The sequence below is a fragment of the Streptomyces sp. NPDC001568 genome, assembly GCF_042893755.1.
Lineage (GTDB): Bacteria > Actinomycetota > Actinomycetes > Streptomycetales > Streptomycetaceae > Streptomyces.
In genome coordinates this window covers 119,144-145,772 of record NZ_JBIAVF010000012.1, presented here as the reverse complement: position 1 = coordinate 145,772, position 26,629 = coordinate 119,144, and the positions used below count along the sequence as shown (strand labels likewise).

General features: G+C 72.7%; 28 protein-coding genes and 2 tRNA genes. 10 read left to right on the top strand and 20 right to left on the bottom strand.

Features of this window, described 5'->3' with window-relative positions:
• Nucleotides 1-125 precede the first annotated feature (125 nt).
• The 7 genes from ruvB to ACFY0I_RS22975 all read right to left on the bottom strand — a co-directional run bounded on the left by ruvB (nucleotide 126) and on the right by ACFY0I_RS22975 (nucleotide 5,586).
• Nucleotides 126-1,199 (bottom strand): Holliday junction branch migration DNA helicase RuvB, encoded by a 1,074-nt coding sequence (ruvB, locus tag ACFY0I_RS23005; protein WP_388898828.1) that lies wholly within the window; start codon nucleotides 1,197-1,199, stop codon nucleotides 126-128.
• Between the two features lie 53 nt (nucleotides 1,200-1,252).
• Nucleotides 1,253-1,885, bottom strand: coding sequence for a Holliday junction branch migration protein RuvA (gene ruvA, locus ACFY0I_RS23000; RefSeq protein WP_388898825.1), 633 nt, complete (start codon nucleotides 1,883-1,885; stop codon nucleotides 1,253-1,255).
• Nucleotides 1,882-2,412 (bottom strand): crossover junction endodeoxyribonuclease RuvC, encoded by a 531-nt coding sequence (gene ruvC / locus ACFY0I_RS22995; protein WP_388898822.1) that lies wholly within the window; start codon nucleotides 2,410-2,412, stop codon nucleotides 1,882-1,884. Before ruvC ends, ruvA begins: the two co-directional genes overlap by 4 nt.
• A 111-nt stretch (nucleotides 2,413-2,523) precedes the next feature.
• Entirely contained in the window at nucleotides 2,524-3,276 is a 753-nt protein-coding gene (locus ACFY0I_RS22990; RefSeq protein ID WP_281205810.1) for a YebC/PmpR family DNA-binding transcriptional regulator, read from the bottom strand.
• Between the two features lie 36 nt (nucleotides 3,277-3,312).
• Nucleotides 3,313-3,924 carry a pyridoxal 5'-phosphate synthase glutaminase subunit PdxT gene (gene pdxT / locus ACFY0I_RS22985; protein WP_388898819.1) on the bottom strand — a complete coding sequence of 204 codons (612 nt, stop codon included), beginning with the start codon at nucleotides 3,922-3,924 and terminating at the stop codon, nucleotides 3,313-3,315.
• Between the two features lie 8 nt (nucleotides 3,925-3,932).
• Complete coding sequence (gene pdxS / locus ACFY0I_RS22980; protein ID WP_281205812.1) at nucleotides 3,933-4,850, bottom strand: pyridoxal 5'-phosphate synthase lyase subunit PdxS; 918 nt, start codon at nucleotides 4,848-4,850, stop codon at nucleotides 3,933-3,935.
• A gap of 193 nt (nucleotides 4,851-5,043) precedes the next feature.
• Nucleotides 5,044-5,586 (bottom strand): hypothetical protein, encoded by a 543-nt coding sequence (locus tag ACFY0I_RS22975; protein ID WP_388898816.1) that lies wholly within the window; start codon nucleotides 5,584-5,586, stop codon nucleotides 5,044-5,046.
• Between the two features lie 109 nt (nucleotides 5,587-5,695).
• Between ACFY0I_RS22975 and ACFY0I_RS22970 the strand changes: the two genes are divergently transcribed.
• Entirely contained in the window at nucleotides 5,696-6,283 is a 588-nt protein-coding gene (locus ACFY0I_RS22970) for a hypothetical protein (RefSeq protein ID WP_388898812.1), read from the top strand.
• 66 nt (nucleotides 6,284-6,349) lie between these two features.
• On the opposite strand, the gene ACFY0I_RS22965 is transcribed toward ACFY0I_RS22970, so the two are convergent.
• The 3 genes from ACFY0I_RS22965 to pgsA are packed head-to-tail and all read right to left on the bottom strand — an operon-like array spanning nucleotide 6,350 to nucleotide 9,125.
• Nucleotides 6,350-7,522, bottom strand: coding sequence for a glycosyltransferase family 4 protein (locus ACFY0I_RS22965; RefSeq protein WP_388898809.1), 1,173 nt, complete (start codon nucleotides 7,520-7,522; stop codon nucleotides 6,350-6,352).
• Complete coding sequence (locus ACFY0I_RS22960; RefSeq protein ID WP_388898806.1) at nucleotides 7,519-8,442, bottom strand: phosphatidylinositol mannoside acyltransferase; 924 nt, start codon at nucleotides 8,440-8,442, stop codon at nucleotides 7,519-7,521. The genes ACFY0I_RS22965 and ACFY0I_RS22960 overlap by 4 nt, the downstream gene beginning before the upstream one ends.
• Nucleotides 8,442-9,125 carry a phosphatidylinositol phosphate synthase gene (gene pgsA, locus ACFY0I_RS22955; RefSeq protein ID WP_388898803.1) on the bottom strand — a complete coding sequence of 228 codons (684 nt, stop codon included), beginning with the start codon at nucleotides 9,123-9,125 and terminating at the stop codon, nucleotides 8,442-8,444. The genes ACFY0I_RS22960 and pgsA overlap by 1 nt, the downstream gene beginning before the upstream one ends.
• Before the next feature lie 243 nt (nucleotides 9,126-9,368).
• On the opposite strand from pgsA, the gene ACFY0I_RS22950 reads away from it, so the two are divergent.
• The 3 genes from ACFY0I_RS22950 (at nucleotide 9,369) to ACFY0I_RS22940 (ending at nucleotide 13,882) form a co-directional block, all read left to right on the top strand.
• On the top strand, nucleotides 9,369-11,573 hold the full coding sequence (locus ACFY0I_RS22950; protein WP_388898800.1) for an elongation factor G-like protein EF-G2: 2,205 nt from the start codon (nucleotides 9,369-9,371) through the stop codon (nucleotides 11,571-11,573).
• Nucleotides 11,574-11,756: 183 nt separating this feature from the next.
• Complete coding sequence (locus tag ACFY0I_RS22945) at nucleotides 11,757-13,430, top strand: hypothetical protein (RefSeq protein ID WP_388898797.1); 1,674 nt, start codon at nucleotides 11,757-11,759, stop codon at nucleotides 13,428-13,430.
• A 50-nt stretch (nucleotides 13,431-13,480) separates the two neighbouring features.
• The gene (locus tag ACFY0I_RS22940; protein ID WP_388898794.1) at nucleotides 13,481-13,882 is read left to right on the top strand and encodes a DUF1992 domain-containing protein; all 402 of its coding nucleotides are present in this window, start codon (nucleotides 13,481-13,483) and stop codon (nucleotides 13,880-13,882) included.
• Nucleotides 13,883-13,936: 54 nt separating this feature from the next.
• On the opposite strand, the gene ACFY0I_RS22935 is transcribed toward ACFY0I_RS22940, so the two are convergent.
• On the bottom strand, nucleotides 13,937-14,497 hold the full coding sequence (locus tag ACFY0I_RS22935; RefSeq protein WP_385571922.1) for an HIT family protein: 561 nt from the start codon (nucleotides 14,495-14,497) through the stop codon (nucleotides 13,937-13,939).
• Nucleotides 14,498-14,577: 80 nt separating this feature from the next.
• Nucleotides 14,578-16,554: a threonine--tRNA ligase gene (thrS, locus tag ACFY0I_RS22930; protein ID WP_388898790.1), complete on the bottom strand. Its 1,977-nt coding sequence runs from the start codon at nucleotides 16,552-16,554 to the stop codon at nucleotides 14,578-14,580.
• A gap of 207 nt (nucleotides 16,555-16,761) precedes the next feature.
• Between thrS and ACFY0I_RS22925 the strand changes: the two genes are divergently transcribed.
• Nucleotides 16,762-17,235, top strand: a complete 474-nt coding sequence (locus tag ACFY0I_RS22925) for a GNAT family N-acetyltransferase (RefSeq protein ID WP_388898787.1) — start codon at nucleotides 16,762-16,764, stop codon at nucleotides 17,233-17,235.
• Nucleotides 17,236-17,254: 19 nt separating this feature from the next.
• Here ACFY0I_RS22925 and ACFY0I_RS22920 read toward each other — a convergent pair whose 3' ends face one another.
• Both ACFY0I_RS22920 and ACFY0I_RS22915 read right to left on the bottom strand, forming a co-directional pair.
• Nucleotides 17,255-18,475: a hypothetical protein gene (locus ACFY0I_RS22920; protein WP_388898784.1), complete on the bottom strand. Its 1,221-nt coding sequence runs from the start codon at nucleotides 18,473-18,475 to the stop codon at nucleotides 17,255-17,257.
• Nucleotides 18,475-19,053 carry a DUF4365 domain-containing protein gene (locus ACFY0I_RS22915; protein WP_388898781.1) on the bottom strand — a complete coding sequence of 193 codons (579 nt, stop codon included), beginning with the start codon at nucleotides 19,051-19,053 and terminating at the stop codon, nucleotides 18,475-18,477. Before ACFY0I_RS22915 ends, ACFY0I_RS22920 begins: the two co-directional genes overlap by 1 nt.
• Before the next feature lie 221 nt (nucleotides 19,054-19,274).
• Between ACFY0I_RS22915 and ACFY0I_RS22910 the strand changes: the two genes are divergently transcribed.
• Nucleotides 19,275-20,000, top strand: a complete 726-nt coding sequence (locus ACFY0I_RS22910) for a 3'-5' exonuclease (protein ID WP_388898779.1) — start codon at nucleotides 19,275-19,277, stop codon at nucleotides 19,998-20,000.
• Nucleotides 20,001-20,079: 79 nt separating this feature from the next.
• Here ACFY0I_RS22910 and ACFY0I_RS22905 read toward each other — a convergent pair.
• Both ACFY0I_RS22905 and ACFY0I_RS22900 read right to left on the bottom strand, forming a co-directional pair.
• Nucleotides 20,080-20,151, bottom strand: a tRNA-Val gene (locus ACFY0I_RS22905).
• Between the two features lie 38 nt (nucleotides 20,152-20,189).
• Nucleotides 20,190-20,663, bottom strand: coding sequence for an SRPBCC family protein (locus ACFY0I_RS22900; RefSeq protein ID WP_388898777.1), 474 nt, complete (start codon nucleotides 20,661-20,663; stop codon nucleotides 20,190-20,192).
• A gap of 129 nt (nucleotides 20,664-20,792) precedes the next feature.
• On the opposite strand from ACFY0I_RS22900, the gene ACFY0I_RS22895 reads away from it, so the two are divergent.
• On the top strand, nucleotides 20,793-23,150 hold the full coding sequence (locus ACFY0I_RS22895) for an SCO7613 C-terminal domain-containing membrane protein (protein ID WP_388898774.1): 2,358 nt from the start codon (nucleotides 20,793-20,795) through the stop codon (nucleotides 23,148-23,150).
• Nucleotides 23,151-23,218: 68 nt separating this feature from the next.
• Here ACFY0I_RS22895 and ACFY0I_RS22890 read toward each other — a convergent pair.
• Both ACFY0I_RS22890 and ACFY0I_RS22885 read right to left on the bottom strand, forming a co-directional pair.
• A tRNA-Val gene (locus tag ACFY0I_RS22890) sits at nucleotides 23,219-23,290 on the bottom strand.
• A 57-nt stretch (nucleotides 23,291-23,347) separates the two neighbouring features.
• The gene (locus ACFY0I_RS22885) at nucleotides 23,348-23,785 is read right to left on the bottom strand and encodes a TIGR02611 family protein (protein ID WP_388898771.1); all 438 of its coding nucleotides are present in this window, start codon (nucleotides 23,783-23,785) and stop codon (nucleotides 23,348-23,350) included.
• A 177-nt stretch (nucleotides 23,786-23,962) separates the two neighbouring features.
• Here ACFY0I_RS22885 and ACFY0I_RS22880 point away from each other — a divergent pair, with 177 nt between their 5' ends.
• Complete coding sequence (locus tag ACFY0I_RS22880) at nucleotides 23,963-24,376, top strand: SsgA family sporulation/cell division regulator (protein ID WP_030011909.1); 414 nt, start codon at nucleotides 23,963-23,965, stop codon at nucleotides 24,374-24,376.
• A gap of 239 nt (nucleotides 24,377-24,615) precedes the next feature.
• The gene (locus ACFY0I_RS22875; RefSeq protein ID WP_388898768.1) at nucleotides 24,616-25,242 is read left to right on the top strand and encodes a CGNR zinc finger domain-containing protein; all 627 of its coding nucleotides are present in this window, start codon (nucleotides 24,616-24,618) and stop codon (nucleotides 25,240-25,242) included.
• Here ACFY0I_RS22875 and ACFY0I_RS22870 read toward each other — a convergent pair.
• Both ACFY0I_RS22870 and ACFY0I_RS22865 read right to left on the bottom strand, forming a co-directional pair.
• Complete coding sequence (locus tag ACFY0I_RS22870; protein WP_388898766.1) at nucleotides 25,183-25,359, bottom strand: hypothetical protein; 177 nt, start codon at nucleotides 25,357-25,359, stop codon at nucleotides 25,183-25,185. The genes ACFY0I_RS22875 and ACFY0I_RS22870 overlap by 60 nt on opposite strands.
• A gap of 159 nt (nucleotides 25,360-25,518) precedes the next feature.
• A complete protein-coding gene (locus tag ACFY0I_RS22865) occupies nucleotides 25,519-25,959 on the bottom strand; it encodes a hypothetical protein (RefSeq protein WP_388898763.1) in 441 nt (146 codons plus the stop codon).
• Between the two features lie 174 nt (nucleotides 25,960-26,133).
• Here ACFY0I_RS22865 and ACFY0I_RS22860 point away from each other — a divergent pair, with 174 nt between their 5' ends.
• The gene (locus ACFY0I_RS22860; RefSeq protein WP_388898761.1) at nucleotides 26,134-26,628 is read left to right on the top strand and encodes a DsbA family protein; all 495 of its coding nucleotides are present in this window, start codon (nucleotides 26,134-26,136) and stop codon (nucleotides 26,626-26,628) included.
• Nucleotide 26,629: the final 1 nt, after the last annotated feature.

Genomic DNA, 26,629 nt, shown 5'->3' with positions numbered 1-26,629 from the left:
TTCTTCTACGGGGGTGGGCACGCCGACCCGAAGGGTCGGCATCGGCGGAGTCTAGGCGAGTCCGCACCGATGGAACAACGCCCAGCATGGCACCGCAGTTCCTGACCGGTCGAACCTCCGCGCCGTCAGGACCTGAACAAGCCCTGTTGTCCGCTTGATCCGCTCGCGCCGTGCTGCGGCGGTACGAGCCCCAGGTGGGCCCATGCGGCGGGGGTCGCGACCCGCCCGCGCGGGGTGCGGGCCAGCAGGCCCTCCCGGACCAGGAAGGGCTCGGCGACCTCCTCCACCGTCTCCCGTTCCTCCCCGACCGCGACCGCGAGGGTGGACAGGCCGACGGGACCGCCGCCGAACAGCTTGAGCAGGGCCTCCAGCACGGCCCGGTCCAGCCGGTCGAGGCCGCGCGCGTCCACCTCGTAGACCTGGAGTGCCGTCTCGGCGACCGTCCGGTTGATCACCCCGTCGGCCCTCACCTGGGCGTAGTCCCGGACCCGGCGCAGGAGCCGGTTGGCGATGCGGGGGGTGCCGCGGGAGCGTCCGGCGATCTCGGCGGCGCCGGCGGTGTCGATCTCGACGTCGAGGAGGCGGGCGGAGCGGTGGATGACGCGTTCCAGCTCCTCGGGAACGTAGAACTCCATGTGCCCGGTGAAGCCGAAGCGGTCGCGCAGCGGCGGGGGCAGCAGTCCGGCGCGGGTGGTGGCGCCGACGAGGGTGAAGGGCGGCAGTTCCAGGGGGATGGCGGTGGCGCCGGGGCCCTTGCCGACGATGACGTCGACGCGGAAGTCCTCCATGGCCATGTACAGCATCTCCTCGGCGGGCCGGGACATGCGGTGGATCTCGTCGAGGAAGAGGACCTCGCCCTCCTGGAGGGAGGAGAGGATCGCGGCGAGGTCGCCGGCGTGCTGGATGGCGGGGCCGGAGGTGATCCGGATCGGGGCGCCCATCTCGGCCGCGATGATCATGGACAGGGTGGTCTTGCCGAGGCCGGGCGCGCCCGAGAGCAGTACGTGGTCGGCGGTGGCGCCGCGCTGTTTGGCCGCCTTGAGCACGAGGTCCAGCTGCTGGCGGACCTTCTCCTGGCCGACGAACTCGCCGAGGTCCTTGGGGCGCAGCGCGGCCTCGACGGCCGTGTCCTCCCCGTCGGCGGCGGAGGCCACGATGCGGGCCTCGTCCTCGGCGGTGCTCTCGTCGTCCCAGTTCACGGTGTCGCTCTGCCTTCTCGGTATGCGCTGTGGTCGGTCGTACGCGGCTGCGGTCAGCGGGCGCGGTTCAGGGACTGGAGGGCCGCGCGCAGCAGCTGCGGGACCGGGGCGGAGCCGCCGGCGGCGATGGCGGCCTCGGCCTGCGGGGTGACGGCGCCGACCGCCTCGTCCGCGTCGCGGGAGGCGTAGCCGAGGCCGATCAGGGCGGCCTGGAGCTGTTCGCTCCAGGGGGCGGGGCCCGCGGCCGCGGCCCGCTGGGCTCCGACGAGGCCGCCGGCGCCCAGCGGGGAGCCCAGTTTGTCCTTGAGGTCCAGGAGGAGCTTCTGGGCGCCCTTCTTGCCGATGCCGGGCACGGCCGTCAGGGCCTTCTCGTCGCCGGTGGAGACGGCGAGGCGCAGCGCGTCGGGGCTGTGCACGCCGAGCATCGCCTGGGCGAGCCGGGGGCCGACCCCGCTGGCGGTCTGGAGCAGCTCGAAGACCTGGCGCTCGTCGTCGTCGGCGAATCCGTACAGGGTGAGCGAGTCCTCCCGGACGACCAGGGAGGTGGCCAGCCGGGCCGGCTCGCCGAGGCGCAGGGCGGCGATGGTGTTCGGCGTGCAGTGGACGGCCATGCCCACTCCCCCGACCTCGACGACGGCCAGGGTGGGGGCGAGCGCGGCGACGGGGCCGCTGACGAAGGCGATCATCGGATACGGCCTTTCGAGGCGTGCAGGGCGACCGCCTGCTGGAGGCGGTTCTGGGCGGGGGCCCGCCAGATGTGGCAGATGGCGAGGGCGAGGGCGTCGGCGGCGTCGGCCGGGCGGGGCGGTTCGGCGAGCCGCAGCAGGCGGGTCACCATGGCGCCGACCTGCGCCTTGTCGGCCCGGCCGGTGCCGGTGACGGCGGCCTTGACCTCGCTGGGGGTGTGCAGGGCGACCGGGATGCCGCGCCGGGCGGCGCACAGCATGGCGACGGCACTGGCCTGGGCGGTGCCCATCACGGTGCTGACGTTGTGCTGGCTGAAGACCCGCTCCACGGCCACGACCTCGGGCCGGTGCGCGTCGAGCCATTCCTCGATGCCCTGCTCGATGGCGACCAGCCGGTGGCCCAGTTCGGCGTCCGCCGGGGTCCGGACGACGCCGACGCCGATCATGGTCAGGGGGCGGCCGGCGACGCCCTCGACCACGCCGACGCCGCACCGCGTCAGCCCCGGATCCACGCCGAGTACTCGCACCGCGTCCCCCTCCCTCGCTCACCCGTCCGCGTCCGTGCAGGTTAGCGGGCGCCACTGACAAAGCGACGGGCCGACGGGGTGTGTCCCCGTCGGCCCGTCGCTGGTGCCCGGTCAGGCGTCGACCTGCTCCATGACCTCGTCCGACACGTCGAAGTTGGCGAAGACGTTCTGCACGTCGTCGCTGTCCTCCAGCGCGTCGATCAGCTTGAAGATCTTGCGCGCGCCCTCTTCGTCCAGCTCGACCTGCATGGTCGGCAGGAAGTTGGAGTCGGCCGAGTCGTAGTCGATGCCGGCCTCCTGGAGGGCGGTGCGGACCGCGACCATGTCGGTGGCCTCGCTGATGATCTCGAAGCTCTCGCCGAGGTCGTTGACCTCTTCGGCGCCGGCCTCCAGCACCGTCTCCAGGACGTCGTCCTCGGAGAGCTCGCCCTTGGGCAGGAGCACGACGCCCTTGCGGTTGAACAGGTACGAGACCGAGCCCGGGTCGGCCATCGAACCGCCGTTGCGGGTCATGGCGACGCGGACGTCGGAGGCGGCACGGTTGCGGTTGTCGGTGAGACACTCGATGAGCACCGCGACGCCGTTGGGGCCGTAGCCCTCGTACATGATCGTCTCGTAGTCGGCGCCGCCGGCCTCGAGGCCGCCGCCGCGCTTGACCGCGGAGTCGATGTTCTTGTTCGGGACCGAGCTCTTCTTCGCCTTCTGGATGGCGTCGAAGAGGGTCGGGTTGCCATCGATGTCGGCGCCGCCCATACGGGCCGCGACCTCGATGTTCTTGATCAGCTTCGCGAAGAGCTTGCCGCGCTTGGCGTCAACCACGGCCTTCTTGTGCTTCGTCGTAGCCCATTTAGAGTGGCCGGACATCTGCCTGTCTCCTTCGCGTCACCAACAGTGTTCGCCTCAGATCCTACCGGGACGCCGTTGGAGCCCCGCGCGCACCATGTCGACGAAGTGGGCGTGGACGCGGTCGTCGCCGGTCAGTTCGGGGTGGAACGAGGTGGCCAGCACGTTGCCCTGCCGGACGGCCACGGTGTGGCCCTCGTACGTGGCCAGTACCTCGACGGCGCCGCCGACGGACTCGACCCACGGGGCGCGGATGAAGACGCCCTCGACGGGGCCGCCCGCTATGCCCGCGAACTCGATCTTCGCCTCGAAGGACTCGTTCTGCCGGCCGAACGCGTTGCGGCGCACGATCATGTCGATGCCGCCGAGCGTCTCCTGGTCGTCACGACCGTCCAGCAGCTTGTCGGCCAGCATGATCATGCCGGCGCAGGTGCCGTACACCGGCATGCCGGCCCGCACGCGCTCGCGCAGCGGCTCCAGCATGCCGAACAGCACGGCGAGCTTCGACATGGTCGTGGACTCGCCGCCGGGGATCACCAGGGCGTCGACCTCGGCGAGCTCCTCGGGACGCCGGACCGGCCTGGCCACGGCGTCCGCCGCGGCCAGGGCGATCAGGTGCTCCCGTACGTCGCCCTGGAGTGCCAGGACACCAATCACGGGGTTGGTCATCGCAGTGACTACCAGCCGCGGTTGGCGTAGCGCTCGGCCTCGGGGAGGGTGTCGCAGTTGATGCCGACCATGGCCTCGCCCAGGTTGCGGGAGGCGTCCGCGATGATCTTCGGGTCGTCGTAGAAGGTGGTGGCCTTCACGATGGCGGCGGCGCGCTTGGCCGGGTCGCCCGACTTGAAGATGCCGGAGCCCACGAAGACGCCCTCGGCACCGAGCTGGCGCATCAGCGCGGCGTCGGCGGGGGTGGCGACGCCACCGGCGGAGAACAGCACGACCGGGAGCTTGCCGAGCTCGGCGACCTCCTTGACGAGCTCGTACGGGGCGCGCAGGTCCTTGGCGGCGGCGAACAGCTCGTTGTTGTCGTAGCCGCGCAGGCGGGCGATCTCGTTCTTGATCTGGCGCAGGTGACGAACGGCCTCGACGACGTTGCCGGTGCCGGCCTCACCCTTGGAACGGATCATGGCCGCGCCCTCGGCGATGCGGCGCAGGGCCTCGCCCAGGTTGGTGGCGCCACAGACGAAGGGGGTGGTGAACGCCCACTTGTCGGAGTGGTTGACCTCGTCGGCCGGGGTCAGGACCTCGGACTCGTCGATGTAGTCGACGCCGAGGGACTGCAGGACCTGCGCCTCGACGAAGTGGCCGATGCGGGACTTGGCCATGACGGGGATCGAGACGGCCTCGATGATCTCTTCGATCATGTTCGGGTCGGACATGCGGGCCACGCCGCCGTCCTTGCGGATGTCCGCGGGGACCCGCTCCAGGGCCATGACGGCCACGGCGCCGGCGTCCTCGGCGATCTTCGCCTGCTCGGCGTTGACCACGTCCATGATCACGCCGCCCTTGAGCTGCTCGGCCATGCCGCGCTTGACGCGGGAGGTGCCGATGGCCGACTCAGCGGACTGGGGGGAGGTGGGAAGCGTGCTCACGGGTTGACCTCACTCGAAAGGAAGACGGGTGCTACTCCACTGAGAAAACCCCACCGACCAGGCCACGACAAGGGCCAATGTGGAGCCGGTGGCCTCTCCATTTGTCCCTCGCGGCTCTAGGAGGTCTCCGGGGGCGGCACTCCCGGGCCCCGCCGGACGGCCCGGATCCGGCCGCAAGGATCCAAGGGAGGTCCTAGGCCGGCCGGTCCGCCAGGTCCGCCGGAGGCTCATCGTCCATTTCGAAGGCGAGCGGGAACGGAGCGTGTCCCGCCAGTCTGAACCAGCGCACCTTGCGGTGTCGTCGCAGCGCGCGGGCCGCGCGTACGGCGTCGTTCAGGAACCGCCGCGCCATCGGAACCCGGCGCACCGCCGCCGCCAACTCCTCGGCGGCGGCCTCGCCGCCCGGGGCGGCCTTCAGCACCTCGACCTGGTCGGCGTCCGCGAACACCGCGCGCAGCGCCTGGCTGAGCTCGCTCTCGGCGACCTCGCGGTGCTCCTCCTCGGCCTGCCGGGCGGCGTGCGCGGCCTCGTACAGGACGAGGGAGGACGCGGGGTCCAGCGCCCCGGAGGTCGCCACCTCCACCACCACCGAGGCCCGTCGCACGAGCTGTGCGTCGAGTGCGGCCCGAGCGGCGTCCATCCGGGTGTGCAGCCGGTCGAGACGGCCGGCGGTCCAGCTGAGGTAGACGCCGACGACGCCCAGCGCCACGGCGATCCAGACAAGGTTTTCGATCACGGGCCGCGACACTACCCGCCCGGGCGCCGCCCCCGCTCACCCCTGCCCGCACGGAACCTCCGAGGGCCCCCTAGGCTGCGCCGACGACGTCCGGGGGGAAGGAAACGACATGCGGATCGACCCACGTGCGCGCGGGCCGCTGGCCGGCCTGCTGCTGCTGCTCTGCGCCGCCTGCGTCGCCGTCATCTCGACGAGCGGGATCGACGGCGGCCCGGCCCTGACGGTGCAGGCGGGCCAGGACCACGCGTTCCTGCTCTTCTGGCTGATCCTGGGCTCGCTCATCGGAGCCGTCCTGCTCGGCCTGCGCCGCGGCCAACTCCGCGCGGGTCTGCTGCTCGTCCTCGGCCTCGCGTCGGCGCTGCTCCTGTGCGCCTCCCCACTCGTCCTCCTGCTCGGCGGCGGCACGGAGGAGGAGCGGCGGAGCCCCGCGCCCGGCCGGGACGACCGGGTCCTGGTCGTCGAGGACGGCTCGATCATGATGGACCCGATCCGGTACGTCCGGGTCCACCAGGGCACATGGCCGCTGGAGCGGCGGTGGGCCGTCGCCGAGTTCAACGGTGGCACCGGTGAGCACGAACTCCGCGACGTGCGCTGGAGCGGCCCCGACGTGATCCGGATGACGACCGCCGACGGCGAGGTCCACGAGGTGGCCCTCTCCCCCGACGGCCGCCCGGAGCGCAGGATCAACCGCGGCTGACGGCCCGCCCGTAGGGCGTGTGGCGAACGTGGCGTCGCGGGCCGGGCGCGACTTCCGCAAGACCTCCTACGAAGGCGTGGAGTCCCGCGAGAAGCCCAGTCGGGTGCGCAGGGACACCCGCTCGTCGGCGGCGACCGCGGCCGCTCCGTCCGTGACGGTCTCGTAGACGGCCAGGATGTCCGCGCCGACCGTCGACCAGTCGAAGCGGCGTACGTGCGCGGAGCCGCGGGCGCTCAGTTCGGCCCGGCGGGCCGGGTCGCGGAGCAGGGCGACGGCCGCGTCGGCGAGGGAGGCGGAGTCCTCGTTCGCGAAGAGTTCGCCGGCCGCGCCCTGGTCCAGGACCTGGGCGAAGGCGTCCAGGTCGGAGGCCAGGACCGCCGCTCCCGCGGACAGGGCCTCGACCAGGATGATCCCGAAGCTCTCGCCGCCGGTGTTGGGGGCGACGTAGACGTCCACGCTGCGCAGCAGGCGGGCCTTGTCCTCGTCGGAGACCATGCCGAGGAACTCGACGCGGGAGCGCAGCTCCGCGGGCAGGGAGGCGACGGCCTCCTCCTCGTCGCCGCGGCCCGCGACCAGCAGTCGTACGTCGGGGCAGGCCTCGACGATCCGCGGGAAGGCGGCCATGAGCACGGGCAGGCCCTTGCGGGGTTCGTCGATGCGGCCGATGAAGCCGAGCGTCTGCCCGCCCCACTCCGCCTTGGGGTCGGCGTCGGCGAAGAAGTCGACGTCCACGCCGTTCGGGATGACGACGGCGTCACCGCCCAGGTGCTCCACGAGGGTGCGCCGGGCGTACTCGCTGACCGCGATCCGCGCGCTGATCTTCTCCAGGGCCGGCTGGAGGATCGGGTACGCGGCGATCATGGCGCGGGAGCGCGGGTTGGAGGTGTGGAAGGTGGCCACGATCGGCCCCTGAGCGGCCCAGCAGGACAGCAGCCCGAGCGAGGGGGAGGCCGGCTCGTGGATGTGGATGACGTCGAAGACCCCGTCGTGCAGCCAGCGCCGTACCCGGGCGGCCGACAGGAAACCGAAGTTCAGCCGGGCGACCGACCCGTTGTAGGGCACCGGCACCGCCCGTCCCGCCGAGACCACGTAGGGCGGCAGCGGGGTCTCGTCGTCGGCCGGGGCCAGCACCGACACCTCGTGGCCCAGCCGGATCAGGTGTTCCGCCAGGTCACGGATGTGGAACTGGACGCCGCCCGGAACGTCCCACGAGTACGGGCACACGATGCCGATCTTCACTGCGGGCGCTCCTCGGAGTCGGCCGGGGCGGCCAGGTCGTCCAGCCACAGTCGTTGCAGCATGTGCCAGTCCTGCGGGTGCTCGGCGATGCCCTCGGCGAAGGCGTCCGCGACGGCCTGGGTCATGGTGGCGGTCTTCTCGATCCGCGTACCGGTCCCCGGAACCGGCACCTCGGGGTGGATCCGGCCGAACATCACCGGCGATTCCCCGTAGTGCAGGGTCGCCGGGAGCAGCACGGCCCCCGTCTGCTGGGCCAGCAGGGCGGGCCCGGCGGGCATGCGGGCGGTGGCGCCGAAGAAGTCCACCTCGATGCCGGAGGACGACAGGTCCCGGTCGGCGACGAGGCAGACGAGGCCGCCGGCGCGCAGCCGGCGGGCCAGGGTGCCGAAGGCGGCGCCGCCGCTGTGCGGCAGGACCTCCATGCCGAGGCTCTCCCGGTAGGCCACGAAGCGGTCGTAGAGCGACTCGGGCTTGAGCCGCTCGGCGACGGTGGTGAACGGGACGCCGATGTGGCCGATGGCCCAGGCGCCGGCGAGGTCCCAGTTGGCCAGGTGGGGCAGCGCCACGACGACCCCGCGCCCGCTCGCGAGGGCTTCGCGCAGCAGGTGCTCGTCCTGGAACCGGACTTCCTTGCCGAACCGTTCGGGGTTCATCGTGGGCAGTCGGAAGGACTCCATCCAGTAGCGCATGTAGGAGCGCATGCCGGCCTTCGAGAGTTCCCGCAGCCGCTCGGGCGAGGCGTCGGGGACCACCCTGGCCAGGTTGGACTCCAGGCGGAGCACGCTCTTGCCGCGGCGCTTCCAGACCACGTCGGCGATCCTGCGGCCGAGGGCGACCGCGGCCGGTTCGGGGAGCTTCTTCACCCCCGCCCAACCGAGCCCGTAGAGGCCGTCGACCAGCTTGTCCTGCGCCGTGCCCATCAGGTGGTACCGCTCTCGGTGGAGGACTGGGGTCCGGCGGCGGCCTCGGCCGCGTCGGCCTCGGCGGCTTCCCGGCGTACGGTGACCACCCGCTGGATCAGGGTGACGAGCGAGCCGACGGCGACGACCCACAGCGCGATCGGCAGCAGGACACCGATCCACGAGGGCACCCCGAAGATCTGCAGGCCGGACAGACCGGCCGCGACCAGGGAGATCACCAGCCGCTCGGCCCGTTCGATGAGCCCGTTGACGGCGACCGGAAGCCCGATCGACTCGCCGCGGGCCTTGGTGTACGAGACCACCTGGCCGCTGGCCAGGCAGAAGATCGCCACCGCGCAGAGGATGTTGTCGTTCCCGGAGCCCGCGTACCAGAGCGCGAGCCCGCCGAAGATCGCCGCGTCCGCCACCCGGTCGAGGGTCGAGTCGAGGAACGCGCCCCACCGGCTGGAGACGCCGGCCTGGCGGGCCATGTTCCCGTCCACCAGGTCGGAGAACACGAAGAGGGTGATGGTGATCGTGCCCCAGAAGAACTCGCCCCTGGGGAAGAAGACCAGCGCTCCGGCCACCACGCCGGCGGTGCCGATCAGGGTGACCGCGTCGGGGCTCACCCCCCGACGGAGGAGAAACGCGGCGAACGGCGTGAGAACACGCGTGAAGAATGCACGCGCGTACTTGTTCAGCATGGCCTTCCCGGAGGGTCGCTGGGCCGCACGGCCACCACGGCCACCGGCTGGCCCATCGTAGCCGGCGCCCGGGGCCCGCACGGTCGCGCACCCACCGGTTCGTTCCCGGCGATCCGCCAGGAGGGTCCGGTTCACGCCAGGGGCCGGCGAGGGTACGACGTATGGACGCAGTGTGACGGCGGTGCAAAGCTCGAAGAACCCCGATCACCCCTCCTCACCGCGACACCGGGAGGCACGAGCACCATGGGAGCCACATCACACCAAGCCGGGGCCGCCGGCAGGGCACTGACGGCCGACCGCCCCGCTTCCGTACGGAACGTCGTGCTGGTCGGCCACAGCGGCGCCGGGAAGACCACTCTGGTCGAGGCGCTGGCCCTGACCTCCGGGGCCGTGAACAGGGCCGGACGGGTCGAGGACGGCACTTCCGTCTCCGACTACGACGAGATCGAGCAACGCCGGCACCGGTCCGTCCAGCTCTCGCTGGTGCCCGTCGAATGGGCCGGAATCAAGATCAACGTCCTGGACACCCCCGGATACGCCGACTTCGTCGGAGAGCTCAGGGCCGGTCTGCGCGCCGCGGACGCGGCCCTCTTCGTCGTCTCCGCCTCGGACGGCATCGACGGGGCCACCCGCATGGTCTGGGACGAGTGCGAGGCCGTCGGCATGCCGCGCGCCATCGTCGTCACCCATTTGGAGGCAGCCCGGGCCGACTACGCGCAGATGGCCGACGTCTGCGGGGAGATCTTCGGCGCGGACGACCCGGACGCCGTCGTCCCCCTGTACCTGCCGCTGCACGGACCGGCCGGCGTCGACGGCCACACCCCGGTGACGGGCCTGCTGGGCCTGCTCTCCCGGCGCGTGTACGACTACACCTCGGGCGAGCGCGTCGAACGCGATCCGGACCCCGCCGAACTCGCCCTCATCGACGCCGCCCGCTCCCGCCTCATCGAGGGGATCATCGCCGAGAGCGAGGACGAGGGCCTGATGGACCGCTACCTCGGCGGCGAGGACATCGACCTGAAGACCCTGGTCGACGACCTGGAGCGGGCCGTCGCCCGCGGTACCTTCCACCCCGTCCTGATGGCCGCCCCCGCCGCCGACGGCGCCCGCCAGGGCCTCGGCACCGTGGAGCTCCTCGAACTGATCACGGGCGGCTTCCCCACCCCCCTGGAACGCGCCCCGCTCACCGTCACCTCCCCCGACGGCTCCCCGCACCCCGATGCCACGTGCGATCCCGCCGGGCCGCTGCTCGCCGAGGTCGTCAAGACGTCCTCCGACCCGTACGTCGGCCGCGTCTCGCTCGTCCGCGTCTTCTCCGGCACCCTGCGCCCCGAGCAGGCCGTCCACGTCAGCGGCCACGGCCTCGCCGACCGCGGCCACGAGGACCACGACCTCGACGAGCGCACCGGCGCCCTCACCTCCCCCTTCGGCAAGCAGCAGCGCATCCTCGGCCAGTGCATCGCGGGCGACCTCGCCTGCGTGGCCAAACTCACCCACGCGGAGACCGGCGACACCCTCTCCGCCAAGGAGGCCCCGCTGCTGATGGAGCCCTGGCGGATGCCGGAACCGCTGCTCCCCCTCGCCATCGAGGCACACAGCAAGGCCGACGAGGACAAGCTCTCCCAGGGGCTGGCCCGCCTGGTCGCCGAGGACCCCACCATGCGGCTGGAGCAGAACCCGCACACCCACCAGCTCGTCCTGTGGTGCCTCGGCGAGGCCCACCAGGACGTCGCGCTGGAGCGGCTGCGGAGCCGCTACGGAGTCCAGGTCGACCCCGTCGCCCACAAGGTGAGCCTGCGCGAGACCTTCGGCGCCAAGGCCGCCGGTCGCGGCCGGCACGTCAAGCAGTCCGGCGGCCACGGCCAGTTCGCCATCTGCGAGATCGAGGTCGAGCCGCTGCCGGCGGGCAGCGGCATCGAGTTCGTCGACAAGGTCGTCGGCGGCTCGGTCCCCCGCCAGTTCATCCCGTCCGTGGAGAAGGGCGTCCGCGCCCAGGCGGCCCGGGGGCTGGCGGCGGGCCATCCGCTGGTCGACGTACGGATCATCCTGCGCGACGGCAAGGCGCACTCCGTGGACTCCTCCGACGCCGCGTTCCAGACCGCGGGCGCCCTCGCCCTGCGCGAGGCGGCCACCGGCGCCGCGATCCACCTCCTGGAGCCCGTAGCCGAGCTCGACGTCCTCGTACCGGACGAGTACGTCGGCCCGGTCATGAGCGACCTCGCCGGCCGGCGGGGCCGCGTCGTCGGCACCGAGCAGGCGGGCGCCGGCCGGACCCGGGTGCGCGCCGAGGTCCCGGAGATCGAGATCGACCGGTACGCCGTGGACCTGCGCTCGGTCTCGCACGGCACGGGACGGTTCACGCGGGCGTACGCCCGGCACGAACCGATGCCGGCGCCGATCGCGGACAAGCTGCGCGAACAGGCCGAGAAGGGAAGCCATCTGACATAGCGCCAGAGGAGCCGCCCACCCAACCGGCTTGCGGTGGGCGGTATTTCCCTGTCCCATGACCATGGGGTGACGTCCGCCGATAAACTCTTCCGCGCGGCGGGGAGCACGAGCGGCGAGCACGGCACGGCACGGAGCCGGGCGCGGTACGACAAAGAGCACAGTGGCACGGCGATGGGGGCAGCGGTGGCGGACGACGGATTCGACTTCAGGCCCGGGGCACAGATTCCTCTCCAGGGGGGCGGCGGCCAGACCGCGGCGACCAACGCGTTGGCCTCCGCCGCGTACCGCGACGGCGGCAAGGACACCAAGCTGTCCTCCATACTCGGGGCCAACAGCGAGCTGCACCCGGCCTCGATCAAGGAGCCCAAGCTCTCCCTCTTCGAGCCGAACCTCGGCGAGGCCTTCTGCCGCGCCGTGGAGGCCCGCACCCTGGGCGCCGGCCGCAAGCCCCTCATCCAGTCCTTCGGCGCCGACCCGCAGACCGTCGTGGAGCACTGCCTGGCCGCCTCCCGCATCCGCAAGGACCGCGACCGCCGGCTGCGCATGATCACGCTGGTCTGCGGGGTGCTGTTCCTCCCCGGGACGCTGCTGTGGCTGGGCCTCTTCCAACTGCGCAAGTCCCTGTCGAAGGGGGGCGGGAAGACGAGCTGGATCGGGACCGCGCTGCTCGTCGCCATCGCCCTGTTCGCCGCGATCCTCCTGTACCGGGTGATCAAGCGCGAGCCCGGCAGCGGCTTCCTGGAGCTGTACCTGCTCGGCTCGCTCGCCGCCCCGGTCATCGGCTGGTACCTGGCCCGCCGGATCTGCGAGAACACCGCCGCCGACCTGCGTTCGCGCTGGGACGGCCTGCTCGGCGGCGGCGGCGTCGCCGCGAAGATCCCCGACGCGGTGCCCGGCAACCCCGACGAGAAGGCCCGCGAGGACCTGCGCCACCAACTGGCGAAGCTCACCGCCGAGGACCGCAGCAACTCCGTGTTCTACGCCGGCCCCAAGGGCATCCTCGGCATGGGCACCCGCTGGGGCAGCTGGCAGATGGCCGAGGAACTGACCCCCGCGACCGAGGGCCACGAGATCCACCCGTTCCGCAGCTGGGACGTCATACGCGCGATCGACACCCAGCTGCGCAAGCTGGAGCGCGGCCCGCTGCACACCGGCGGTTTCCCGGCGGCCTCGATCCAGCACTGGATCGTGACACCCGTCGGCGAGGGCGCGGGCGAGGTGGCCCGGCCCACCGGCGAGAACGTCGACACCTTCCTGATCAAGTCGCACGAGATCACCCGGATCTGCAACGAGCAGCAGTTCAGCGCGGGCAACCGGCACTACCTCGGCATCCAGTACCCGCTCTGGGACGGCCAGCTCGTGATCACGATGCTGGTCACCGTGACCGTGCTCTACAAGACCCTGCGCGTGGACGTCACCGCCCACGCGCTGGGCCCCGTCCACGGCCTGTTCACCACCAAGTCCAAGGCTCCCGTGGTGGAGGTCCCGAAGTCGGTGCGCTTCTGGGAGACGGTGGAGCGTCCGCTGCGGCTCGTGGACGCCTCCGAGGTCGTACGGCTGGCTGTCCGCGCACCCCTGACCTGGTACCCCCCGCTGCTGGAGCACTTCGGCGGCAAGCTGGTCCTGCCCGAGCCCTTCGGCCTGCGGCACGTCTGGGCCGGCTCCATGTGGCGCCACCGCTTCATGGCGGACGACGCACTGCGCACGGTCGCCCCCGTACTGCGGTCCGTGCACGCGGCGACGTTCAAGGTGTTGGAGGAGAACGGCGTCGACACCGACCGCTTCACCAACCGTTCCTCGATCATGAGCGGCCTGATCCAGGAGCCCTCCCCCCGCAAGGCGGACGTGTACGAGTAAGTACGCTGGAGGCGACCCGCTCGCGGGCGGGGTGAACCCGAGGAGGAGCCGTGACCGAGCGCAAACCGCCCGGCGTCAGTTTCGAGTCCTTCGTGGACCGGCAGATCCGCGAGGCCGAAGCCCGGGGCGACTTCGAGGACCTGCCGGGCTGGGGCAAGCCGATGGCCTCGCTCGACGCCCCGTACGACGAACTGTGGTGGATCAAGGGGAAGATGCACCGCGAGGGCTTCTCCTCCCTGCCGCCGGCGCTCGCGCTGCGCAAGGAGGCCGAGGACGCCCTGGAGGCGGCCCGCGCGGCCCGTTCGGAGCGTCAGGTACGGGCGGTCCTGACGGCGGTCAACGAAAAGATCGCGGCGGCCCTGCGGATGCCCCCGCCGGGCCCGCCCCTGAACCTGACCGAGTTCGACGTCGAGGCCGTCCTGACCGAATGGCGGGCCGCCCGCCCGTCCTGAGAACGGGGGCTGGGCGGGCCCACGGGCCCGCCCCCTCGTACCGGCCGGCAGCGGCTAGTCGACCGGCCAGGCGTCCGAGAGCATCTGGCGGGTCTCCGCGAGGAGTTGCGGCAAGACCCTGGTGTGCCCGACGACCGGCATGAAGTTCGCGTCCCCGCCCCAGCGCGGAACGATGTGCTGGTGCAGGTGCGCCGCGATGCCGGCGCCGGCGGCGGCGCCCTGGTTCAGGCCGATGTTGAACCCGTGCGCCCCGGAGGCCTTGCGCAGCGCCGTCATGGCCCGCTTCGTCAGGTCGGCGAGCTCGGCCGTCTCGGGGCCGTCGAGCTCGGTGTAGTCGGCGACGTGCCGGTACGGGACGACCAGCAGGTGGCCACCGTTGTAGGGGTAGAGGTTGAGCACCGCGTACACGTGCTCGCCCCGCGCCACGATCAGCCCGTCCTGGTCGGACATCTCCCGAAGCCCGCAGAAGGGACAGCCGTCCCCGGCCTCCGGGCCGGTCGGCTTGTTCTCCCCTTGGATGTAGGCCATCCGGTGAGGCGTCCACAGACGCTGGAACGCGTCCTGCGTGCCCACTCCGCCCTGCTGCTCCGGCTCAATCGTCATGGGATGCAGCATATGACCTCGCCCGCACGTACGAGGAAGGCCCCCGGAAAGTGATCACTTTCCGGGGGCCCGCCGTGCCGTCGTGCCCTGGATCAGACCTGGACGCGGTCGGCGACGACCTTGGCCAGCTTGGCCAGCGCCTCGTCCTTGGCGATGCCGTTCTCCTGCGAACCGTCGCGGTAGCGGAAGGAGACGGTGCCCGCGGCCATGTCCTCGTCACCGACGATGATCATGAACGGCACCTTGAGCTTCTGGTGGTTGCGGATCTTCTTCTGCATGCGGTCGGAGGAGGCGTCCACCTCGACCCGCAGGCCCTGCTTCTTCGCCTCGGCGGCGAACTCCTGCAGGTACTCCACGTGCCCGTCACCGATCGGGATGCCGACGGCCTGGACGGGGGCCAGCCACGGCGGCATGGCGCCCGCGTAGTGCTCCAGCAGCACGGCGAAGAAGCGCTCGATGGAACCGAAGAGCGCACGGTGGATCATGACCGGGCGCTGACGGGAGCCGTCGGGGCCGGTGTACTCCAGGTTGAAGCGCTCCGGCAGGTTGAAGTCGAGCTGCACCGTCGACATCTGCCAGGTGCGGCCGATCGCGTCACGGCACTGGACGGAGATCTTCGGACCGTAGAACGCGGCGCCGCCCGGGTCCGGGACCAGGGGCAGGCCCTGCTTCTCGGCGACCGACTGGAGAACGGCGGTGGCCTCCTCCCAGACCTCGTCCGAGCCGACGAACTTCTCCGGGTCCTTGGTCGACAGCTCCAGGTAGAAGTCGGTCAGACCGTAGTCGCGGAGCAGGTTCAGCACGAAGGTGAGGGTGCGGTCGAGCTCCTCCGCCATCTGCTCCTTGGTGCAGTAGATGTGCGCGTCGTCCTGGGTGAAGCCGCGCGAACGGGTCAGGCCGTGCACCACGCCGGACTTCTCGTACCGGTACACGGTGCCGAACTCGAAGAGGCGCAGCGGCAGTTCGCGGTAGGAGCGGCCGCGCGCGTCGAAGATCAGGTTGTGCATCGGGCAGTTCATGGGCTTGAGGTAGTAGTCGGTACCACCGTCGAGCTGCATGGGGGGGTACATGCCCTCCGCGTACCAGTCCAGGTGACCGCTCTTCTCGAAGAGGGCGCCCTTGGTGGCGTGCGGGGTGTAGACGAACTCGTAGCCCTCTTCCTCGTGGCGCTTGCGCGAGTAGTCCTCCATGGTGCGGCGGATGACGCCGCCCCGCGGGTGGAAGACGGCCAGGCCGGAGCCGATCTCGTCCTGTACGGAGAACAGGTCGAGCTCGGTGCCGAGGCGGCGGTGGTCGCGCTTCTCGGCCTCGGCGAGGAAGTCGAGGTGGGCCTTCAGCTCGTCCTTCGACGGCCAGGCGGTGCCGTAGATGCGCTGGAGCATCGGGTTCTTCTCGCTGCCGCGCCAGTAGGCGGCGGCGTTGCGCATCAGCTTGAACGCCGGGATGTTGCGGGTGGTGGGCAGGTGGGGACCTCGACAGAGGTCCTTCCAGCACAGGTCGCCGGTCTTGGCGTCGAGGTTGTCGTAGATGGTCAGCTCGCCGCCGCCCACCTCGACGTTCGCGCCGTCGTCGGTCGAGGCCGAGCCCTTGATGCCGATGAGCTCCAGCTTGTACGGCTCGTCGGCGAGCTCCTCGCGGGCCGCCTCGTCGGAGACCACGCGACGGGAGAACCTCTGCCCGCGCTTCTGGATCTCCTGCATCTTCTTCTCGATGACCTTGAGGTCCTCGGGGGTGAAGGGCTTCGCGACGTCGAAGTCGTAGTAGAAGCCGTCCCGGACCGGGGGGCCGATGCCCAGCTTGGCCTCGGGGAAGAGCTCCTGCACGGCCTGCGCCATGACGTGCGCGGTCGAGTGGCGCAGGATGTCCAGGCCGTCCTCGGAGGAGATCTCCACCGGCTCGACGGTCTCGCCGTCCTTCACCTCGTACGCGAGGTCCTTCAGTTCACCCGCGATGCGCGCGGCGACGATGGTGCGCTCGCCGGCGAAGAGCTCGGCCGCCGTAGTGCCCGTGGCCACCACGCGCTCGTCCCGCTCGGAATCGCGTTGGATGATCACACGGACGTCTGACACCGGTCTCTCCTGACTGAGGGGGTGCGCGAGCGAACACTGCGCGCCTGAATCGTACCGAGCCGAGTGCCCGCGCAGCGAAACGGTTAACGGGGCGTACCCGGCCGGCGGCCCCCGCCGGGGTCGCCGGGGCCCCCGCGCGGCGGCCGTGGGTAGCGTGGGGGCCGCCCGCGCCCCGTCCCGCTCGCCCCCGAAGGGAACCCGAACCGCATGCCGAACCCGCTCCTGCGTCCGCTGGACCTGGCCGACGAGGCCACCGCCGCCTCGGTGTACCGGATCGGTCGCGCCTCCTACGCCGTGGAGGCCGACCTGATCGGCTTCGACGGCATCCCGGCGCTCCGCGAGAGCCTCCAGGAGATGCGGGAGCGTCCGCTGCACTGGCTGGGGGCCGTCTGCGCCGACGGCTCGGTCGCGGGCTTCCTCGCCTGGGCGCGGGAGCCCGACGCGGTCATCGGGGTCGACCGGCTGTGCGTGGACCCGGCGTGGTTCCGCCGGGGAATCGCCTCCCGGCTGATGCGCCACCTCCTGACGGACGCGTTCCCGGACCGCACGGTCGAGGTGTGCACGGGCGCGGCGAACGCCCCGGCCGTGGCGCTGTACGAGGGCCTCGGCATGGTTCGGCACGAAGACTTCTCCCCGGTCCCGGACCTGCTGATGGCGCACTTCAGCCGACCCGCGCCCTGACGGTCCCCCGCGGGGCGGGCTACTCGTCCGAGGGGAGCACGTCCTGCGGGTCGAAGGCCGCGTCCAGTGACTTCATCAGGCGGTCCCGCTCGACCTCGTCCAGCGGCACGGGCGTCACGTCGGTGGCCCCGGTGAGCCGGCGGAAGCCGCCGCGGCGTTGCAGTCGGCCGCTGACCCGCACGGGCAGTCCGACCAGGTGGGCGTGGCCCGCGATGCGGTACGCCTCCTCGTCGAGGGCGGCCCGTACGTACGGCACCTCCGCGCCCGCCAGCACCCGCAGCCGTACGGTGCCCCCTCCGCCGGCGGCCGAGCGCCGCATCCGCACCACCGACCCGGCGACGCGGACGGCGACGGCCGGCTCGTCCCGGGTGTAGCGGTCGGCGGCCTCGCGCAACACGGGCAGGTCGCCCGGCGAGAACTCGACCGGCTCGGGCCGGGCGGCGCACCCCGCGGGCACTCCGGCGGCGGGCGCCCAGGCCAGCGCGACGCGGACCCCCTCGGAGCCCCGCACCAGGGCGATGAGCGCGTCGGCGAGTTCCCGGCTGACCCCGGCGGCGACGGCCGCGTCGAAGGCTTCCATTCCTCCGGTGGCCCGTCGGTAGTCCACCGCTTCGCGGGCCGCGTGCAGGGCGTGGTGCAGCCGGATCACCGGCCCCCGTCCACCGCCGACCGGAACGTACGCGGTCAGCCGACGGCCGCCCGGGGAGGGGCCCACCAGTACGCCGTCCAGGGTCCGTTCGGCCTGCGCGCGGTGGCGGGCGCCGTAGTAGCCGGCCCGGGCCCGGTCGGCGAGGGCCCCGGCCAGCAGCATCCGGCGCGCCGCCGAGCGCAGCTGTTCCTGCACGGTCCAGACGGCCTCGCCCTGGCGGCCGTAGGGGCCCTCGGGGAGGATCTCCCGCTCCCAGCGGATCTCGTCGCTCGGTACGCTCAGCCCGAACAGGACCTCCCGGGCCGACGGGAGGCCGCTGCGGGAGAGCGCCGTCAACGCCTCCTCCAGCAGGTCGGAGCAGTCCGGGAAGGCGCGGTTCTCGGGGACGAGCAGGCTGGCGGCCCCGCCCGTCGGCCGGCCGGGCGGCGGGGTCCAGCGGCCGTAGCGGCCCGCCGCGCCGCCCCGCCGGAGCCAGCCGTGGCGGTGCAGCAGCGCACCGAGCACCTGGGGGTCGACCTGGGCGGGATCGGGCGCACCCGGTTCCGGCTCCGGGGAAGACAGCGGTTCGAGGTGCGGGGGCTGCCGGTTCATCAAGGTGTCCCTCCCGACCCGACCCGGGTCATGATCTCGCACAGCGCCCGGTCGTCGAAGATCCGCGTGGTGGGGATCCGTACGGTGGTCCGGCGCCGGCCGGTCACGGGGTGTCCGGCGAGGTTGGTCCAGTAGCAGCAGTGCCGCAGGTCGAGCCGGTCGTGCCCGGCGCCGATCCACTGGTCACGCTCCCGCGGTACGAGCATGACGACGAGGATCTTGTGGACCGCGACCGGCGTGCGGGCCAGCTTCACCAGGTGTTCGTTGTCGAGGGTGAAGCCGAAGGTCTCGCCCGTCGGCCGCGGTGGCACCTGGTAGGTGGCCTTCAGCTGCACCTTGACGGTCACTTCGTCGTCGACGACGTGTTCGGGCGCGCCGTGGCTGACGTGCCAGTCGATGCCGTTGTCCGGAAAGGGCTGGGACAACGAGCAGCCGGCCGCGGCGGCGACGGCGTGGAGGTAGCCCACCTGGAGCGTCTCCATGCAGGCGGTGGTGGCGAGCGTGCCGCGCAGCGGTCCGGTCGCGGGACCGGTCCGTGTCTGCAGCACCCCGCCCGGTTCGGGCTGTGCGAGCGCCATGGCCGGCTCCCCATGCCTTCCGGGCCCTGCCGTGAGTGGTGTCGGGGTGATGACCGGTCATGTGCGCGGTCCCCCAGTTCAGTTGTCTCCGCACCCGGGGGGCCGCAAACGGCGTACGGGGCAAACAGCCCGGGTATCACCGATGCGGGCGGGGGTGGCACGCTCCGAGACGACGGCGTCCGGGTGCTCCCCATCTGCCGACCGGGGACGAGGAGTTCGCCATGACGCGCTGGTACGAAGGCCCGCTGGCCTCATTCGACACGGAGACGACCGGAGTTGACGTCGAGCAGGACCGGATCGTGTCCGCCGCGCTCGTCGTGCAGGAGTGTGCGGGCGGCCGGGTCCGCACCACCCGCTGGCTGGTCAATCCCGGCATCCCGGTACCGCCGGGAGCCACGGAAGTGCACGGCCTGACCGATGAGCACCTCCAGCGCCACGGCCGTTGGCCCGCGCCGGTGGTGGAGGAGATAGCCCGCGCCCTGGGCGAGCAGCAGGTCGCGGGGCGCCCGGTGGTGGTCATGAACGCGCCGTTCGATCTGACGCTGCTGGACCGGGAGTTGCGTCGGCACCGGGCGTCCTCGTTGTCCCGGTACCTGGACAACAGGCCGCTGACGGTGCTGGATCCGCGGGTCCTGGACAAGCACCTGGACCGCTACCGCAAGGGCCGTCGCACGCTGACGGACCTGTGCGCGCACTACGGGATAGAGCTGGAGGGCGCGCACGACGCGTCGGCGGACGCGTTGGCGTCGCTGGAGGTCGTACGGGCGGTGGGGCGCAGGTTCGCGGGGAGGCTGGAGCGGTTGACGCCGGCCGAGCTGCACACGTTGCAGGCCGTGTGGCACGCGGCGCAGGCGCGCGGCCTGCAGGCGTGGTTCGCGCGGCAGGGGACGCCGGAGTCGGTGGATCCGCACTGGCCGCTGCGTCCGGAGCTGAACCAGGCCGCGTGACATGGCGGGGTGGACGCGGCGCGACGGGGCCGTACATGCGGAAGGCCGGTCCGTCATCAGACGGACCGGCCTGTCCCGGTGGGCGATACTGGGATCGAACCAGTGACCCCTTCGGTGTGAACGAAGTGCTCTCCCGCTGAGCTAATCGCCCGGGAACGGACTGAACAATACAAGAGGCGTGGGGTCTGTTCAAACCGCTTCCGGGCCGGCCGTCAGCCGGGCCGCGAGACCGCGCCGACCGGCCCGCATCATCAGGGCGTGGTTGAGCCGGAACAGCGGTCGGGCGGGCACCGCGAGCCGGCGCAGCAGGGGCGCCCGGACGTCGACCTCCTGCTCGTAGAGGGCCCGGGTGCGGCCTGATCCGGGGCCGCCTCGTGGGCGTACGGTCCACCGCGCCCAGCCCTCGATGTCGCCGCGCAGGGCGACCTCCAGCACGCCCCGCGCGGGGTCGCGGAGCAGTCCGGTCAGGCCGACGTGGATGCCGTACGGGAGGACCGAGCGGATCAGGGCGTTGCCGGTGTCCTGTCCGACGGGCTCGATCCGGCGGACCTGGGGCCACCAGGCGGGGTACTGCCCGGGGTCCTCCAGCAGGGAGAAGACGAGGGCGGGCGGGGCCTGCAGGTCCCACACGCTGCGGAAGCGGTAGTGCGTCCAGCGGTGCATGGCTCCAGTCTGACGCGCCGGGGGGCTTCGCGTGGTCGGTTCGGCGGACCTCGCTCCCGGGTGTACTCAGGGCCGATCTGAGTACGCCCGCCCATGTCCTGATGCCGTGACGGGCGCCACACTCCGCGTATGAACACCCCCTTCCCGCCGGCGTCGTTCCCGGCACTGCCGCCGGCCGAGGAGCTGACGCTCATCGACCGCGAGCTGGTCCAACTCGATGCCCGGCGGCACTATTTGCTGTCCCGGCGGAACTGGTTGATCGGCATCCTGACGCGTCCCGCGCCGGCCGTGGCCGCGCCCGCGGGGCCGGCGGTGACGGCGGCGGCGCCCGCGCGCAGCGCGCAGAACGTGCTGCTGACGCTGGGCGCGGTGCTGCTGGCGGTGGCCGCGTTGGCCTTCACCCTGGTGAGCTGGGGCTCGTTGGGGATCGCCGGGCGTTCGCTGGTGCTGGCCGCGGTGACGGGCGCCGCGCTGGCTGCCCCCGTGGGGCTGCTGCGGCGGGGGCTGCGCTCCACCGCGGAGTCGGTGGCGGCCGTGGGGCTGCTGCTGACGGTGCTGGACGCGTACGCGCTGCACGCGGTCGGGCTGCCCGGCGTCGACGGGACCACCTACGCGGCGGGGGCCGCGGCGGCGCTGGCGGCGCTCTGGGCGGCCTACGGGTCGGCGCTGCCCCGGCTGCGGTTGCCGCTGCTCGCCGCGGTGCTCCTCGCGCAGGTGCCGTTGCCGCTGGCCGCGGTCGCGTCGGGGGCCGGCCCGTTGCGGGCCGGTTGGGCGGTGCTGGTGACGGCCGCGCTGGACGCCGCGCTCGCGGTGGCGCCGGCGCGGCGTTCGGTGCGGGTGACCGCCCGGGTGACGGCGTCGGTGGCGGGCGCGCTCGCGCTGTCGGCGGCCCTGGTGCTCTCGCTGGACGACCCCGGGTCGGTGGGTCCGGCGCTGCTGCTGGCGGCCGGGGCCGTACTGGGCGTGGCGGTGGCCTGGCGCGAGCCGCGGGCGTCGGCGGCGGCCCTGGTGGGCGCGCTGGCCGCGGTGGCGGCGGTCGGGTCGCTGGTCCCGGCCGGGCACGCGGCCCGGGGGGACATGTGGCCGGTGGTGGTGCACCTGGTGGCGGCGCTGCCGCTGCTGGCGGTCGTACGGGCGTCCGCCCTGCCGGCGCAGGTCCGGCGCGGCCTGCTGCGGGCGGGCGCCGGGGTGGCCGCTCTGGCGGTGTCGGCCACGACGCCGACGGTCGCCCTGGTGCTGGTCTCGCGGGTAGGGGTGCTGGGCGAGGTGTGGGCGTCGACGTCCCCCTCGGTGGCCGGCTCCGGCGCGGGGGCGGCGGCTGCGGTGGCGCTGCTGCTGGTGGCGGGGGCCGGCTGGTGGGCGGCCCGGGAGCTGCCGCGCCGGGAGCCGGCGGTGGTGGCCGCGGTGGTCGGCTGGGCGGGGGCGTTCACGGCTCCGGTGCTGCTCGGGCTGCCCGTGGCGGCGGTCCTGGGGGCGCAGACCGCGGTGACCCTGGCGGCCGGGCTGCTCGCGCTGCGGGCGTCGGAGCGGGCCGTTCGCATCGCGGCCTCGGTGTGCACGGTGGTCGGCGCCCTGAACGTGTCCCTGGGGGCGCTGGACGGCCGCGTGGCGACGTTCGCGGTGTTCGGGCTGCTGGGGGCCGGTGCCGCCCTCGGAGCGGCGTACGGGCCCGCCCGGGTCCCCGTACGGGCCGGTGGGGCGGCGGCGGCCGTCGGGTACGCGACGGCGCTCACGGTGGCGCTCGCGGCGTCGGCCGGACTCGCGCCGGCCTGGTCGGGGGTGGCGGCGCTGCTGGCTCCGGCGGCGGTGGTGGCCCTGGCTCCGCGGCTCGCGCCGGTGCGGGTCCCGGCGGAGTGCGCGGCGGCCGTGGCGGCCGTGGTGGCGGTGGCCCTCGCGGCCGGTGATCCGCCGGTGCTGGCACTGGCGCTCGCCCTGGCCGGGGTGCTGTGCTCGGCGGCGGCGCTGCGGGTGGAGCGGCGGCGCCTCGGCTGGGCGGCCGGCGCGCTGTTCGTGTCGGCGACGTGGGTCCGCCTCGGCGCCTCGGGGGTGACGGTGCCGGAGGCCTACGCGCTGCCGGTGTCGGTACTGGCCCTGGCGGTCGGTTTCCTGTCCCGCCGCAAGGACCCGGCGGTCTCCTCCTGGCCCGCGTACGGGCCGGGGCTCGGCGCGACGCTGCTGCCGAGCCTGGTGGCCGCCTGGGGCGACGCGCACTGGCTGCGGCCGCTGCTGCTGGGCCTGGCGGCGCTGGCCCTGACCCTGGCGGGCGCGCACCGGCGGCTCGCGGCCCCGCTGCTGCTGGGCGGCGTCACGCTGGCGGCGGTGGGCCTGCACGAGCTGGCCCCGTACGTGGTGCAGGTGGCGGGGGCGCTCCCCCGGTGGCTGCCGCCGGCCCTGGCGGGCCTGCTGCTGCTGATGGTGGGGGCGACGTACGAGAAGCGGCTGCGTGACGCCCGGCGGCTGCGGGTGGCCCTGGGGCGGCTCCGCTGAGGCGGACCGGCGGCGGGAACGCCGAAGGCCCGCAGACTCTCTCGGAGTCTGCGGGCCTTCGGTCCGGGTGGGCGATACTGGGTTCGAACCAGTGACCCCTTCGGTGTGAACGAAGTGCTCTCCCACTGAGCTAATCGCCCGGACGCACCGCAAACATTACCGCATGTCAGCGGTGCTCCATGACCACCCGCGACGGCCTACTGGTCCTTGATGTCCCAGGGCAGGACGAGCCCGTACTTCCACAGGTAGAAGCCGATCAGCGCGCCCGCGATGACGAGGCCCACGCTGGTCAGGATGATGTTGCGGCGCCGGACCTTGGGGTCGAGCGCCTTCTGCGCGGCCTCGCTGACCTTGCGCTTGGTCCAGCGCAGGACGAGGTGGGCCCAGGCGAACTCGGTGGCCCAGATCGCCAGGCCGGCGAAGATGGCCACCCAGCCGGGGCCGGGCAGGACGAGCATGGCGATACCGGCCCCGATGACGGCCAGGCCGACGATGAAGACGCCGACCTGCCAGCTCAGGTGGAGGCTCCGGTTGGCCTTGATGAAGGCGGGCGCCTTCGACACGTGCGGCGTTTCCTCGGCGGGCGCCCCGCCGCCGGCGGACTCGTTGGTCTCGCGGTCACTCCCCGTATTCATGCCGCCGAATCTACCGGAGCCCGAAGCACACGTGAACGCCGGTTTGGATCCGCCGTCCGAGGGACCCAGAGGTCCGCAAAACGGTCAGAGGGGTTTACAACGCCACCGTAGGTGGCATGTCGATTTCGCCGACGTGCGAATCCCCGAGCGCACACTGAGCGAAAGGCCCTGGCGCTTATGAACACCACGGTCAGCTGCGAGCTGCACCTGCGCCTCGTTGTGTCGAGCGAGTCCTCACTGCCTGTTCCCGCGGGCCTGCGGTATGACACGGCCGACCCCTACGCCGTGCACGCCACCTTCCACACCGGCGCCGAGGAGACGGTCGAATGGGTATTCGCCCGTGACCTCCTCGCGGAGGGCCTGCACCGGCCCACCGGTACCGGCGACGTCCGCGTCTGGCCGTCCCGCAGCCACGGTCAGGGCGTCGTCTGCATCGCCCTGAGCTCTCCGGAGGGAGAAGCACTGCTCGAAGCACCCGCCCGAGCACTCGAATCGTTCCTCAAGCGGACGGACGCCGCGGTTCCACCCGGGACCGAGCACCGGCACTTCGACCTCGACAAGGAGCTCTCCCACATCCTGGCCGAAAGCTGAGCCAGGCCTACCGCCGCTCGACACCGTCCGACTCGGGGCGACGGTGCGGGTCGGACAACCACATACGCACGTGCCGGCGCTGTTCTCGCGGAAGCCAACCGCGAGGGCGGCGCCGGTGCGCTCAGGGCCCCGGCGCCGCCCGCTCCCACGGGTAACCCCTTGCGGCGAGGCGCTAGAGTCGGCCACCAGCGGCGGCAGCCGATCGTCGCCGCAGGCCCGGCCTTCCAGGGAGCGACCCCGTGCAGATCCCCCACGACACCCGTCGCGCGCTCGACGTCGTCGTCGCGCTGGTGAACACCGCGGCCGAACCGGACCAGCCCGACGGGCTCTCCGACATCGGCGCGCTGCGCGGCTTCGTCCAGGAATACGCGATCAGCGACGTCGGCGAGCTCAGCGCCCGCGACCTCGCCGGGGTCCGCACCGTGCGCGCGAAGTTCGCCCAGGTCTTCGCGGCCCCGAACCCCCGTGCGGCGTCGGTACTGATCAACGAGCTGGTCGCCACGGCCGGCACCACGCCCCAGCTGACGGACCACGACGGCTACGACTGGCACGTCCACTACTTCGCGCCGGGCGCCTCGGTGGGCGACCACCTCGCGGCCGACGGCGGCATGGCGCTGGCCTTCATCGTGGTCTCCGGCGAGGAGGAGCGGCTGCGCCGCTGCGAGGCTCCCGACTGCCGGCGGGCCTTCGTGGACCTGTCGCGCAACCGGTCGCGACGCTACTGCGACAGCCGGACCTGCGGAAACCGGCTGCACGTGGCCGCGTACCGGGCACGCCGCAAGGAGGCGGACGCCCACCCCGAGGCCTCAGAGCAGGAACAGGTCGTGCACGGCGGCGAGCAGCAGCAGGGTCCCGATCACCCCTAGGAAGATCATCAAGGGGGGCTGGGAGAGGGCGAAGAGACAGCCTCGACCTTCCTCGGCGAGGGGGGTCTCGGCGACGGGCGCGGGGGCCGGCGGATCGCCCGGCGATGTTTCGAGCATGTCGGGGCGATGATCGCGCAGCCGTCGTCGGATCGGCCCCCAACACGCCAGTATCGGCGCGGTGGTTGGCCCGCACTCGTCAGTTCAGGTGGTTCCCGGCGGCTTGTGCCCCGCCCGGGCCCCGCGTGCGGTACGGCGACGGGACGCCGGGCGGAGCGGTCAGATGCCGTGCTTCTTGAGGATGGCCTCGATGTCGGAGAAGTCGTCCGCCGGGGCCGTCGGAGCCTGCCGGGTCGTGGGCGCCGGACGGGCTGCCCCGCCGAGGGAGGGAGCCGACGCCGTGGGCGCGACGGCCTCACGGGGCGGGCCGCCCCCGGTCGCCCCGGCGCCGGGGCCCTTCGCTGCGCGGCGGCGTTCGACCGTCCGCGTGATCATGAAGAGCAGCCAGGCCAGACCCAGCAACCCGAAGCCGGCCCAGACCGACGGCTTGAAGACCATCCCCGACACCCACGCCACGACACCCGTCAGCACCAGGCCGACCGGGACCAGCGCGTACGCGGCGATGCGCGTGGCCGCCAGGAACCGCCTGCGGTACGCCGTCACCGCGGCGAGGCCCAGGCCGGCCGCGGACACCGCGGAACATATGGTCTCGGCAATCATGCGGTCCTCCGGCGGTGGTCGGGCGGGCGATCCGTCCCTTCCATCCTGCACCGGTCGGCGCCGTCCGGGCCATGCCCCGGGCCCGGGCCCGCCCGATCTCCGGGACATCTCCGGGTCCCGCCTCCTCCCCAGGTCCCGGTCGGTGCGCGGGTACGGGGCTGGGAGACTGTCCCCATGACCGATTCCGTGATCCTCGACGTCTGGTGCGAACTCCAGTGCCCGGACTGCCACAGCGCTCTGGACGACGTACGCGCCCTGCGGGCCCGTTACGGCGACCGGCTGGACATCCGGCTGCGCCACTTCCCCCTGGAGAAGCACAAGCACGCCTTCGCCGCGGCGCAGGCCGCCGAGGAGGCCGTGGAGCAGGGACAGGGCTGGCCGTACACGGAGGCCCTGCTGGCGCGGACCGCCGAGCTGAGCTCGCGCGGCGAGGCCGTGCTCCTCGACGTGGCGCGTGAACTCGGCCTCGACGTGGAGGAGTTCGACACCGCCCTGATCGACGGCCGACACATCCTGATCGTCGACGCCGACCAGGCCGAGGGCAAGGCCATCGGCGTGACCGGCACCCCGACCTACGTGATCGACGGCGAGCGCCTCGACGGCGGCAAGAGCCAGGACGGCCTGCGGGCCCGCATCGAGGAGATCGCCGACCGGCTCCTCGCCGGCTGAC